The sequence below is a fragment of the Streptomyces rubellomurinus genome, assembly GCF_000961885.1.
Lineage (GTDB): Bacteria > Actinomycetota > Actinomycetes > Streptomycetales > Streptomycetaceae > Kitasatospora > Kitasatospora rubellomurina.
Window position 1 is genome coordinate 142261 of the sequence record NZ_JZKH01000004.1, and the last position, 12275, is coordinate 154535.

The 12275-nt window shown below is 72.3% G+C and carries 11 protein-coding genes; 8 read left to right on the plus strand and 3 right to left on the minus strand.

The window, feature by feature from the left end:
* Positions 1 to 61: 61 nt before the first annotated feature.
* Complete coding sequence (locus tag VM95_RS03805; RefSeq protein WP_045692539.1) at positions 62 to 637, plus strand: NADPH-dependent FMN reductase; 576 nt, start codon at positions 62 to 64, stop codon at positions 635 to 637.
* Between the two features lie 64 nt (positions 638 to 701).
* Here VM95_RS03805 and VM95_RS03810 read toward each other — a convergent pair whose 3' ends face one another.
* Entirely contained in the window at positions 702 to 1382 is a 681-nt protein-coding gene (locus tag VM95_RS03810) for a DUF1963 domain-containing protein (RefSeq protein ID WP_244178614.1), read from the minus strand.
* 119 nt (positions 1383 to 1501) lie between these two features.
* Here VM95_RS03810 and VM95_RS03815 point away from each other — a divergent pair, with 119 nt between their 5' ends.
* The 6 genes from VM95_RS03815 to VM95_RS03840 all read left to right on the plus strand — a co-directional run bounded on the left by VM95_RS03815 (position 1502) and on the right by VM95_RS03840 (position 6710).
* The gene (locus VM95_RS03815; RefSeq protein ID WP_045692541.1) at positions 1502 to 1933 is read left to right on the plus strand and encodes a hypothetical protein; all 432 of its coding nucleotides are present in this window, start codon (positions 1502 to 1504) and stop codon (positions 1931 to 1933) included.
* A gap of 218 nt (positions 1934 to 2151) precedes the next feature.
* Positions 2152 to 2535, plus strand: a complete 384-nt coding sequence (locus VM95_RS03820) for a hypothetical protein (protein ID WP_045692542.1) — start codon at positions 2152 to 2154, stop codon at positions 2533 to 2535.
* 128 nt (positions 2536 to 2663) lie between these two features.
* On the plus strand, positions 2664 to 2951 hold the full coding sequence (locus tag VM95_RS39915; protein WP_107072842.1) for a DUF3027 domain-containing protein: 288 nt from the start codon (positions 2664 to 2666) through the stop codon (positions 2949 to 2951).
* Positions 2952 to 3484: 533 nt separating this feature from the next.
* Positions 3485 to 4324 carry a hypothetical protein gene (locus VM95_RS03825; RefSeq protein ID WP_157881986.1) on the plus strand — a complete coding sequence of 280 codons (840 nt, stop codon included), beginning with the start codon at positions 3485 to 3487 and terminating at the stop codon, positions 4322 to 4324.
* A 451-nt stretch (positions 4325 to 4775) separates the two neighbouring features.
* Positions 4776 to 6029, plus strand: a complete 1254-nt coding sequence (locus tag VM95_RS03830; RefSeq protein WP_078859570.1) for a PIG-L family deacetylase — start codon at positions 4776 to 4778, stop codon at positions 6027 to 6029.
* Between the two features lie 9 nt (positions 6030 to 6038).
* Positions 6039 to 6710: a DUF8189 domain-containing protein gene (locus tag VM95_RS03840; protein ID WP_482258705.1), complete on the plus strand. Its 672-nt coding sequence runs from the start codon at positions 6039 to 6041 to the stop codon at positions 6708 to 6710.
* Positions 6711 to 6884: 174 nt separating this feature from the next.
* Here the strand turns inward: VM95_RS03840 and VM95_RS03845 are convergent, their stop codons facing one another.
* Positions 6885 to 7889, minus strand: coding sequence for a GlxA family transcriptional regulator (locus VM95_RS03845; RefSeq protein WP_208615395.1), 1005 nt, complete (start codon positions 7887 to 7889; stop codon positions 6885 to 6887).
* Between the two features lie 235 nt (positions 7890 to 8124).
* Between VM95_RS03845 and VM95_RS03850 the strand changes: the two genes are divergently transcribed.
* The gene (locus VM95_RS03850) at positions 8125 to 10977 is read left to right on the plus strand and encodes an AAA family ATPase (RefSeq protein ID WP_078859571.1); all 2853 of its coding nucleotides are present in this window, start codon (positions 8125 to 8127) and stop codon (positions 10975 to 10977) included.
* Between the two features lie 40 nt (positions 10978 to 11017).
* Here VM95_RS03850 and VM95_RS03855 read toward each other — a convergent pair whose 3' ends face one another.
* A complete protein-coding gene (locus tag VM95_RS03855) occupies positions 11018 to 12202 on the minus strand; it encodes an alcohol dehydrogenase catalytic domain-containing protein (protein ID WP_045692548.1) in 1185 nt (394 codons plus the stop codon).
* Positions 12203 to 12275: the final 73 nt, after the last annotated feature.

A 12275-nucleotide genomic window follows, 5' to 3' on the forward strand; every position in this document is an offset into this window, starting at 1 on the left:
AGCGCAACCCCGCAGGTGCCACTCACGCCGGGCACCGCGAACGAGGAAGGCCAGGCCCGTCATGCTCAAGATCGGCATCATCCTCGGCAGCACCCGCCCCCACCGCAACGGCGAACAGGTCGCCACGTGGGTGCTCGACATCGCCTCGCGCCGCACCGACGCCGAGTTCGAACTCATCGACCTCCGCGACCACCCGCTGCCGCACCTCGACGAACCCCTGCCGCCGTCGCTCGGCCAGTACCAGAACGAGCACACCCGGCAGTGGGCGGCCCGGATCGCCTCGTTCGACGGGTTCGTCATCGTGACGCCGGAGTACAACCACGGCATCCCCGCCGTGCTGAAGAACGCGCTTGACTTCCTCTACGCCGAGTGGAGAAACAAGGCGGTCGGCTACGTGTCCTACGGCGGCGTCGGTGGCGTCCGCGCCGTCGAACAACTGCGCCTGGTCGCCGGCGAGCTCCAGATGGCCGACGTGCGCCAACAGGTCGCGCTGTCCCTGGTCACCGAGTTCGAGAACTACCACGTCTTCAAGCCCGGTGACTACAACCTGCCCGCCCTGAACACGATGCTCGACCAGGTCATCGCCTGGAGCACCGCCCTGGCACCCCTCCGCGTCCCGGCCCCCATCGCGGCGTGAGCCCACCGGAGAACCATGGGCGGCAGCGCCGACAACGGCAGGGCCCGCGGCCAGGTTCCTGCCGTCAGCACTGCCACAGGAAGACGGCTTGTGCGCAGGGCTCGCAGGCGAAGGCGTAGGCCTCGCCGCGACCGCCGAAGTTCATCGCGGTGGCGTGGTCCCGCCCTTCCTCGAGTTGGACGACGAGCGGCATCTCCCCTGCGCAGGCCGGGCAGGCAGGGGTCTCGTCGTTCTGCAGCCACGCGGGCCGCCCGCCCAGCTGGCCGAGGACGTCCAGCTGGGTCCGGCCCGGCCGGCTCGCCCAGTCCTTGCAGGCCTGGCCGTAATCCGCTGCCGTGGACGGCTCCTCGTACGCGATGGCGCTCACCGCGCCGAGCAGGATCGGCTCTCGGTCGTCGTCCTCGTCCTCGTCCTCGTCCAGCGTGGGCACCGGGATCGGCTGGAGTGCGGCCGTGGGGAACAGCAGTGCGCGGTTGCCGCCCGCCTGCGGATCCCACTCCTCGCACATGCCCGGGTCGTTCTGGCACATGAACAGGGCGAGCACGTCCCGTCCCTCTGCGGCGCCCTGGCCGGTGTGGCGGCCGAGATCGTCGAGGAGCACCTGCGCCAGGAACTGCATCGGCCCGTCGCACGTGGAGCACTGAGGCCACGAAGTCCCGGCCGGGGCCAGCGGCACCCCGCCGGTGCGGGTGACCAGTGCGGTGGGCGCGGTGGTGCCCGCGTACGTCATCAGGGTCGTCGTCACAGCTGAGGACTGTATGACAGGCCGCCGACGCCTCGGTTGATAGGGGCACCACGCCATCGCGGCTGAGTTGAGCTCACGTGTTCGTACCGGCTGTCAGGGGTGACTGGCACGATCAAGCCATGGGAAACCTCTACGACTACTACGCGGCCGCTGACGACGCACAGGCACTGGGCATCTTCGAGGACGGCCGGGTCGACGACCGGTTCGGTACGGTCGGCCTCAAGGGCGTTGACCCCTTCGCGCTCCTCGGTGCGATCGAGGCAGCCCTGACGGGAGTCCCCGAGGAGCAGGTGGAAGCCGCCCCGCGCTTCTGCGAGTTGCTGAGCGATCCGCACCACGAGGGCCACTGGCTCGTCTCGCTCACCGACACCCTCCGTGACGCGCTCGCGCTGGCCGGCAGCAGCCGGCTGGAGGAGGCCGCGTCCGCGTGGACGCTCACCGAGGACGGCGCGGGCCACGACGCGGAACTGATAGCCGACTTCCTGGAGCGCCTGGCCGACCTCGCCCGTGACGCGGGCCAGTGCGGCCTGTACTGCGGCATCTCCCTGTAAGCGAGCCGAAGTCGGGCCGATCGACCGGCGCGCCCTCGACAGCCGGGACAGCCGAACGTCCGCCTTCCGTGACCAACATTCGGGTCTCCGTCCCGGCCCGCGTGGGCGATCCAGGACGGCTCCGAAGCCGTGATCACGCAAGGCACGGCGAAGACGATTTCAGTTGCCAGAGGCCCCCGGAGCAGCCGATCCTGTTGCCCTCGAGAGCGGAGGCGGACATGGGACTCGTGCTGTTCCCAGGCGACGGCAACAACGACAGCCCGGACGTCTGCTGGTCCTACACGAGGTTCGCTGATTTCCGCGAGCGCCTGGCACGCACCGAGGGCATTGATCCCTCGACGATGCACGGCTTCGGCGGGGATCCCCCCTGGAGCACCGCTGCCACCACCCTCGCGCCGCTGCTGGGCCACCCGGAGACAGGCGGCCCGAATCTCACGCCTGACCAGTGCGCAGCGATGCTGCCGCGGCTCGAAGAGATCATCCTCCAGTGGCAGGAGGACGACCGGGACCCTCTGGCCGACCAGCACCTCGACGACGCTCGCCGGCTCCGCGTCGTCCTGTACTTCTGCGCAGATCGCCAGGTCGATCTCCTCTTTGTCTGACAGCCGGCGCATCGCCGGACATGAGGCCGTGCCGCTGTTTACGGGCAGCCCTAGAAGACTCGACCTACAGGAAATGACCGGAAGGCCAGAAGCCTGAACAGCGTCCTTCGAGTCCTTGGAGGTGGGAAGTGAGTGACAAGCGCTCCGCGGAAGACCCGGAGGAACTGGACGTGATCCACGACCGATGGATTGGTCGACGCAATCGCGACTCAAGTAAACCGGAATATCGGGCAGAATGGTACGGTGAACAGTGCGGCTTTTGTCGCTACTGGTTCCCCATGGCCGGCAAGCTTGGGCTCGACTACGGTGCCTGCGCGAATGGAAAATCCGAGTTCGATGGGGCCGTTCGATTTGAACACGACGGTTGTGAGGTTTTCGAACACTCGGGCCGGTGGTCCATTCCATCTGACTTCTGATCCACGGGGCACTGAAAATGCGGAACGGGCCGGACCTCTCGGGGACCGGCCCGTTCCGCCTTCCTCCGCGCGCCGCCGACGGCCTCCAGCATGGCCCCGATGACAGCGCGGTGCCGGTCCGCGGGCCTGGTTGGCGCGGCGCGTAGAGCGAACGGGCAGTCGAACGTATCGGTGCGACTGGGCCTCAACTGCCAGGTGTGGTGCGCCGCCCCAACGGCGGGATCGCGTGCACGGCGGGCGTGGTCGCGCTTTCGTGAGTTCCCGGAGGGGAAACAGGCAACAGGGTTGTGCGGGTTGCCGGTTGGTGCGCCTGTGCGTTGCTGCGGTTCCGGGTGCGGCGGGTCGTGGCGGAGTCGGTTCGGCTCGAAGTGGCTGATCGTCTGTTTTGACCAACAGAAAGGTTGTTGCGTGCGGTGTCCCGCCCCACACTGGCCTGACCGGCGGCGAAGGGGGGTCTGGTGGGGCTATTCGTGGGGCTCTTCTTCGCATCGGGACTGGCCCTTCTCGTGGCTGGGCTCGGCCATCGTGCAGCCGTGCGGGAGCTGTACCTGGCGGAGCGGGAGGCGGGAGAAGGGGAGAGTGTTGAGCGGCTGTACGAACTGGCGTGCCTGGCCCGGCACGTGGGTGAGACCGCGCTCCTGCTGATGCACGAACGTGGTGACCTGGTCGCGTCCCGCTCAGGTGATGTGACCGTCACCCGCCGGAAGCTGAAGGGCGACTTCGAGGCTGCGGTGGTGGCCTCGGTGGGGCAGGTCCGCACACGCGACCTGCTGCACGTGGTGGCTGAGGTGGAGGCGGGCTCGGCTGTCGCGGCGTTGCGGTGCCGGCTCACGCGCCGAGGCCTGCTGCAGGACGGCAACCTGTACCTGCGCGCGGCGACGGCTGCTGCCCGGCTGCGGCTGGTGCTGGGGCTGTCGATGACGGCCGGCGTGGTGGCCGTGTGCTGGATGGTCGCGGACGGGGGAAACGGCCTGCCGGCGGCGTTGGCCTTCGAAGCTCTGTGCTGTGCGGTCGTGCTGTTCGTACGCCGGCACAGGCCGCACCGCCGCCACACCACCGCGCTCGGCGACCGGGTGCTGGCGCGAGCCCGTGCCCAGGCCCGCTGGCGGGACACCTGGGGAAGCGTGGCGTTCGGAGGGCTGAACGCCCTGCCGCCGGAGCACGAACTCCGGCTGGCGCTGGCCGCGTCGCAGGCGCGAGCGCAGGCTGTGCGCGAAGCGGCGGTCGCCGCCGCCCGTGCCCGTCGCGCCGCCCGCGCTTCCGAGGGGGGCCACGACGGTGGTGGCGTGGGCGGTGCGTGTGGAGGGGCTGGGTGCGGTGGCGGCGGGTGCGGGGGCGGTGGCTGTGGGGGCGGCTGCGGCGGTGGAATGTAGATCCTGAGGCGCCTGAGTGCCGGTCGTGAGCTGCCCGCATGCGACATGGGCGCCCCGAACGGTGGCTTGTGCGAGTCCTCGGCGTTTTCGGGCTGTGGGCAGGCTGGCATCTTGCCTTATCGGGCCCGGTCGCCCGGGTCGAAGAAATGCCGTCGACCGAGGGAGACTTTTTTCCCGTCACGTGCCCGCACCGCGGTGCCCGATAGGCAGCATGCCGCGACTGAATTCGGCACGTAGTGGGCGCAGGCGCCACCCCTAGTGGTCCAGTCCGGCGGGAACGCGGCCGCGCCGATGAGCAGGAGTCGGGCAGAGCTGTTTGACCTCACGTCAATTCGCCTTCCTGCCGGCAGATTGCAAAGGTGAGGCCCAGCGCATTGCCTGCCCGTTAATGCGCTAATCTCCTGCCTGGCGTGATCACAGGCTCGCCGATCTCGAATTTGGGGGGAATGACATGGCAATCGGACGACGGCAACTCCTCACCTCCGTCGCACTCACAGCCCTCGCCGCACCTCTGCTGGCCAAGGGGGCCGCGACCCGCGCGTCCGCGGCCGTGGGTGCGCCCGTGGCCGCCGGCTCCGGGCCGCTGTTCATGCAGGTCGTCGCGCACGAGGACGACGACATCCTGTTCATGAACCCGGACCTGTCCAACGCGCTCGCCAACGGCACTCCGTCCGTCACGGTGTTCGTCACCGCAGGGAACATCACCGGCGACTGCGCCGGGTCCTCCTGCGACGGCCCCGCCGGCGACTCGGTGCGCACCTGGAACCGGCAGATGGGCGCCATCAACGCCTACTCGCGGATGACCGGGGTCGGCGACACCGACCCGTCGACCGACGAGGTCGGGCACTGGACGGCCGAGGTGTGCTGGGTCGCGGGCAAGCAGGTCGAACGGTACGTCCTCAAGGACCGGCCGGTGCACCTGATCTTCCTCAACCTGCACGACATGGGCCTCGCCGGCCTCCTGGACGGCGGCACCGGCACCACGATCGTCCCGAAGGGCAGCCTGCTGTCCGGACCGTCGACCTACACGGCCGCGGACGTCGTCGAGGTGCTGCGGCAGTTGATGGTGACGTACCAGCCGACCGTGCTCCGGGCCCAGGACGAACTCCCGGACAGCCGGTACGCGGGCGACCACTCGGATCACGTCACCGCCGCGAAGTTCGCCGGCCAGGCGGCGAGTCAGTACGGCGGTGCGCTGATCCAGGTGAACTACCGGGACTACAACATCACCGACTCCCCGGCGAACCTCGACCCGGCGACGGCCGGCGTCAAGGGCCTGTTCGTCTCCGAGTACGCCAGCCACGACCACGGGGGCGGCTGGGAGACCGCCTGGTACTCCCGGATGTACTACCGCTGGTCCCGCGGCACCTCCTGGGCCGGACTCAACCAGGACGGCCGACCGCAGGTCTTCGTCGTCCGGGCCGGCGCCCTGTACACCTACTGGCGCCAGGCGGACGGCACCTGGGGCGGTCCGGCGCGGATGGCCGACCCGGGCGGGCGGCTGGCGCCGGGCATAGCCGTCGGCACCAACGCGGACGGCCGGATGGAGATCTTCGCCCGTCGCCTGACCGACCACCACATCATCTCCCTGCCGCAGGGCACGCCCAACGGCTGGTGGTGGAACAGCTGGGCCGACCACGGCAACCCCAACGCCGGGCTGGGCAACGCCGACCAGGTCGGCGTGCCCGCGGTGGCCGCCTCCTAGGACGGGCGGCTGGAGATCTTCGTCAAGAACGGCGGCGGCGGGCTCAGCACGATCTGGCAGACCACCCCGGGCGGCGTCTGGACGGACGCCTGGCAGGACCTCGGCGGCACCGACCTCCAGGACCCGGTCACCGCGATCCGCAACGGGACCGGGAGGATCGAGGTGTTCGCCAGCACCCGCACCGGGATCGTCAACTGGTGGCAGACCGCTCCGAACGGCGCCATCGCCGGCCCCGGCCCGGTCCCGGGCGCCCAGCCGGCCAGCCCGCCCAAGGCCGTGCTCGACCAGGACGGCCGCATCGAACTCGCCTACCGCGAGGCCGGCACCGGCGCGATGCTGGTCAGCTACCAGAGCGGGCTCGGCGGACCGTGGAGCCAGTCCCAGGCCAACCTCGGCGGTCACGCCGGAGTGGGCGAGCCGGCGGCGGCCAACCTCGGCGGACAGGTCGTCCTGTTCGAGCGCAACGGCGGCGGCGGCGTGAGCACCACCGCGCAGACGGCCCCGAACTCCGGCTACGGCCCCTGGCAGGACCTCGGCGGCACCGTCCTCGACTACCCGACCGCGCTCGTCGACGGTGGGGGTGTCCTGCACGTGTTCGCCATCGGGACGGACGGCCGAGTGTACTGCCGCACGGGCACCACGCCCACCGGCTTCGGCGGCTGGCAGGGCCTGCCGCTCTGACCGTCTCCCCGGCGGCCGACCGGTCGGGAACCCCACCGGTCGGCCGCCGGGCACCGGCCCCCGCCCGTCCGGGTACCGACCCTCCCGCACGCCCGGGCACCGCCCCCCCGTACGCCCGGGCACCGGCCCCCCGCACGCCCGGTCCGCAGCGGTCCGATCAACGGACGTCGGCGGTCACGGCAGGGCGGGGGTCGCCGCCTCGATGACCGCGTTCGGCCGGTTCAGGGCCGCGCGGTGGGCGGAAGGGGTGGTGCCGTAGCGGGCCTGGAAGGCCTGGCGCATGGTCTCGGTGGAGCCGAAGCCGCAGCGGCGGGCGACGGCGGTCAGCGGAAGGGCGGTGGACTCCAGCAGGCGGGCGGCGGCCTCGCTGCGGGCGGTGCGGACGAAGCGGGCCGGGGAGTCGCCGAGTCGGGTGAGGAAGAGCCGGGAGAGGTGGCGCTCGCTGACGCCGGCCCGCGCGGCGAGGGCGGCGGTGCCGAGGTCGGAGTCGAGGTTGCCGGTGATGTGCAGGACGATCTGCCGCAGGACCCGGTGCTCGGGTGGCGAGTCCTTGATGTAGACGGACAACTGCGCCTGGTTCCCGGGGCGTTGCATGTAGGTGACCAGCCAGCGGGCCACCGTTCGCGCCAGGTCGGGGCCGTGGTCGGCCTCCACGAGGGCGAGGGTGAGATCGAGGGCGCTGGTCACGCCGGCGGAGGTGCAGACGTCGCCGTCCACGATGTAGAGCGGACGCGGGTCCACGGTGACCGCCGGGTACCGGTGGGCCAACTCGTCGGCGTAGGCCCAGTGGGTGGTCACCCGGCGCCCGTCCAGCAGGCCCGCTGCGGCGAGCAGGGTGGCACCCGTGCACACCGAGGCGACCCGGCGACTGCGGGCTGCCAACCGCCGTATTTGGCCGATGAGTTCGGGATCGCCGGCGGCCCGGGCGTGGCCGTGGCCGCCGGACACCAGCAGGGTGTCCAGCGGGCCCCGAACACGTTCGAGGGCGGCCTGGCTGATCATCGAGGGCCCGCTCGACGCGCGCACGGGCCGGCCGTGCAGGGACGCCACGGTCACGTCGTACAGGGGCTCCGCAGCGAGCCGGTTGGTGGCCTCCAGGGTGTCGGTGACACAGGCGAGGTCGAGCAGTTCCACCTGGTCATAGCCGATGATCACCACGCGGCGGGCAGTCGTCGTCACGGCCGCCACCCTAGCCGAGCAGGTCGGACGGCCAGGGATCGCATGATTCGGGACATCGCGCCGGGGATCCGGTTGTCACCGTCCGAGGCGGGCGCGACGGTGGTGCGGTGGCCCGGCCGGGGGTCACCGCCCAGCATGCCCCGGTGCCGCACGCGCCGCGGCCAAGGACAAAACCCGGACCGCCCAGGACAACCCGGACCGCCCAGGACAACCCGGACCGCCCAGGAGAACCGAGATGACCAGCGCCACCGTCCACGACCTCGCCCTCGCCCGCGCCGGGTGTTCCGGCGGTCTGCGGGAGCGCGAGGACTCCCTGGCCCTCCTCCGGGACCTGCTCGTCCAGACCGGCACGGGCACCGGCGGAACGGCGGTGATCCGAGGCGGGACCGGCACCGGCCGCACCGCGCTCCTCGACGCGGTGGTCCGCGAGGAACGGTCGCACGGGACGGTCGTGCTCAACGCCCGGAGTTCCGAGCAGGAGTCGAACGTCCCGTTCGGCGTGGCGCTCCAGCTCTTCGAGACCGCGCTCCAGGGGCAGCCGACGCCACTCGTGCCCCTCACCGGCATCGAACAGTGGGACGGCTCGCTGCACGGCATCGACCTGCCCTCACGCCTGTGGCGGCTGCTGCGGTCGAAGGCCGCGGCCGGACCGGTCCTCCTGGCCGTCGACGACGTCCACCTCGCGGACCCGCCCTCCCGCCGCTGGCTCGCCCAGGTGGCACGTCGGCTGGAGCGGCTCCCCGTCCTGCTGGTGGTCACCGAGCGGTGGCAGTACGACCTTTCCCCGCAGGCTCCCGGCTTCGCCGATGTCCTCGGGCAGTCCGCGGCGGAGACGTGCACGCTGAGGCCGCTCAGTCCGCCGACCTGCGCCGCGCTGGTTCGCGCGGCTCTCGGGGACGGCGCCGCACACGGGCTGGCCCAGGACTGCTTCCGGGCGACCGGCGGCAATCCCCTGCTGCTACGGGCACTGCTGGCCGACCTGCGGGAGACCACCGCCGGTGCCGCCCTCACCCAACTGCCCTCGGCGTGCACGGACTTGTACCCGGGTGGCTATACCGGCGCGGTGGCCCGGTGGCTGCGGAGCGCCGGTCCGCGGACGGCCGCAGCGGCCCGGGCCCTGGCCGAACTGCAGGACGAGGAGGGCGCCTTGGCCCTCGTGGCGGAGACGACCGGCGTGGACCCCGCTCGGCTCCCCGGCTGGACCGCCGAGCTGGCCCGCCAGGGCATGCTCGGGGACGGCGGGTCGGACGGCCGGTGGACCTTCCGCCATCCCCTGCTGCGCGACGCGGTCCGAGCGTCCGGCGACCGGCACCAGCGCGTGGCGGTGCGCCGCCGCGTCGCGGAACTCCTGCACCACCGCGGCGATCCGGAGGACGCGGTGGCCCGCCACCTGCTGGTGATCCCCGCCGTGGGCGCGACCTGGGCCGCCGACGCGCTGATCGCCTCGGCCGGCTTCGCCGTCCGCGCCGCGCGGCCGGAGGAGGCCGAGGCCTGCCTGCGGCGGGCACTGGAGGAACCACTGCCCGCCGACCGCCGCAGCGCGGTACTCGGCGAACTCGGCTGCCTGGAAGCACGGGCCGGACGGGCCGGCGGGGCCCGGCACCTGGCCCAGGCGCTGCGCCTGGAGCGGAGTCCCGGAGGGAAGGTGCGGGTCGCCACCGCCCTCGGCACGGCACTGGCCGGCCGTGGCGAGGTGCACGCCGCCCTGGACGTCCTACGGGAGCTGTCGGGCAGTTGCGCGGACTCGACGGAACCGGCGCACGCTCTGCAGGCGGCGACGGCGCTGATCGCCGCGCACGACAGCGACAGTTGGCTGCGGGTGGTGGCGGAACTCAAGAGCGCCGAGGAGCGATCGCCGGACGGCGTCGCCCCGACCGTACACGCCCTGCTCACCGAACACGCCGCGGCGGCCGGGCTGTTGTCGGCCGACCAGGTCATGGAACGGGTCCGGTCGTGGACGGCCGTCCCGCTGGATCCGCTGCTCGAACCGTACCTGCTGGCGTCCGCCGCCGGCCTGGCCCAGTGCGCGGACCAGTGGCAGGAGGCCGACCGGCTGGTGGCCCGGGGGCTCGCCGCCGGACAGCCGCGGCTGCTGCACCCCGGTCACCAGCGCCTGGCGGACGTCCGGGCACGCGGTCAGGTGCTGCGCGGCCGGTACGACGCGCTGCTCACGGACGCCACGCTGCTCACGGACACCGAACTGCTGCGGGCACCCCGGACGGACGGCATCCGGCCGCGGCCGGGCACCGTCCACCTGCACGCCCAGGCCCTCATCGCCCTGACCGAAACCGGGCGGTTGACCGAGGCCCGGTGCCTCGCCGATGCGCTCGGAGCCGGCGGACCGTACGAGTCCTGGGAGTGGAACGAATTCCTCTACGCGCGAGGCCTGCTGCTCGCGGCCTCCGGTGATCCGCGCGGAGCCCTGCGCAGCCTCCTGGAGTGCGGACGGCGGCAGTCCGCGCGCGAGGTGGAGAGCCCGGTGGTGACGCCGTGGCGGTCCGCCGCCGCCGACTGCCACGTGGCTCTGGGAGCGCCCGAACTGGCCGTGCCGCTCGCGGCGGAGGAACTTCGACTCGCCCAGGTGTGGGGAACGCCCCGGACCACGGGCAGGGCCATGCGGGCCCTGGCGGTGTCCCTCGGCGGCCGGCGCGGTCTGGAACTCGCCGAGCAGGCGGTGGACGTGCTGCGCGGCTCTGCGCAGCCGCTGCCCGAGCTGGTCCCCGCGCTCGTCTCGCTGGGGAAGGCGCTGCACGGCGCCGGCCGGTACCAGCGTGCCCGTACGGTGCTCCGGGAGGCCGCGCAGGCGGCCGAGCGGCTGAGGGCCGCGCGGCCACGCGCAACGGTGAGCCGGACCCTGGACGAATACGGCGCCAGGCCGCCGCGGCCCGAGCACACCGGGGGCGGCGCGCTCACCGCCGGCGAACTGCGCGTCGCACGGATGGCTGCTTCCGGGCACGGCAACGGGGAGATCGCCGCGCTGCTCCACATCGCCGTGCGCACGGTGGAGACCCACCTCACGCACTGCTACCGCAAGCTCGGCATCCGGGGCCGCGCGGATCTGGCCACCGCGCTCGACGAGCGGAGGTGAGCGCAGCCGGCGTGCGTGGGCCCGGAAACACCGCGACGATTCAGGGCCGGAACAGCACCTTGACGGCGCCGTCCTGCTTGGCCTGGAACATCTCGTAGGCGGCCGGCGCCTCGGCGAGTGGGACGTGGTGGGTGGCGAACTGCTCGACGCCGAGCGGGTCGCCGTCAGTGACCAGCGGCAGCAGGTCGGACATCCAGCGCAGGACGTTGGCCTGGCCCATCCGGACGGTGAGCTGCTTGTCGAACATGGTCAGCAGCGGCAGCGGGTCGGTCATGCCGCCGTACACGCCCGAGACGGACAGCGTTCCGCCGCGCCGGACCATGTCGACGGCCAGGTGCAGGGCGTGCAGGCGGTCCAGGCCGACCCGGGACATCAGCCGGGCGGCGAGGGCGTCGGGCAGCAGCGAGGTCATCCGCTGGGCCGCGGTGGCGGCCGGGGAACCGTGGGCCTCCATGCCGACCGCGTCGATCACCGCGCACGGGCCCCGGCCGCCGGTCAGCTCGCGGGCCGCCTCGACCACCCGGCTGCCGAGCCGGCCGAGGTCGAGCACGTCGACCCCGCGCCGCTTCGCACGGTCCAGCCGTTCGGGCACGAGGTCGATCCCGATCACGGTGCCGGCGCCCCGGTGAGCGGCGATGCGGGTGCACATGTCGCCGATGGGGCCGAGGCCGAGCACCGCCACGCTGCCGCCCGGCGGGACGCCGGCGTACTCGACGGCCTGCCAGGCGGTCGGAAGGACGTCGGTGAGCAGGACGAAGCGGTCGTCGGGGGGCCCGTGCGGGACGGCGACCGGCAGGGTGTTGCCGAAGGGTACCCGCAGGAGTTCGGCCTGCCCGCCCGGGACCTGTCCGTAGAGCTTGGTGTAGCCGAACAGGGCCGCGCCGGTGCCGTAGGCGTGGACCTGGGTGGTTTCGCATTGGGACTGCAGCCCTCGGACGCACATGAAGCAGGTGCCGCAGGAGATGTTGAACGGCACGATGACCCGGTCGCCGGGCGTGAGCGCGTGGACGCCCGGTCCGGTCTCGCGCACGATGCCCATGGCCTCGTGACCGAGGATGTCGCCTTCGTCGAGGAAGGCGCCGAGGACCTCGTACAGGTGCAGGTCGGAGCCGCACAGGCCGGTGGTGGTGATCTCCACGAGGATGTCCGTCGGTTCCTCGATCCGCGGGTCGGGCACGCTCCGTACCTCGACTGTGCGGCGGCCCTGCCAGGTGACTGCTTTCATCGTTCCTCCTCCGGGTCCGTGGCACCGGGCAAGGGGCTCAGCGCCACTGGGCGGTCGGTTCGTTGTTGCGGTG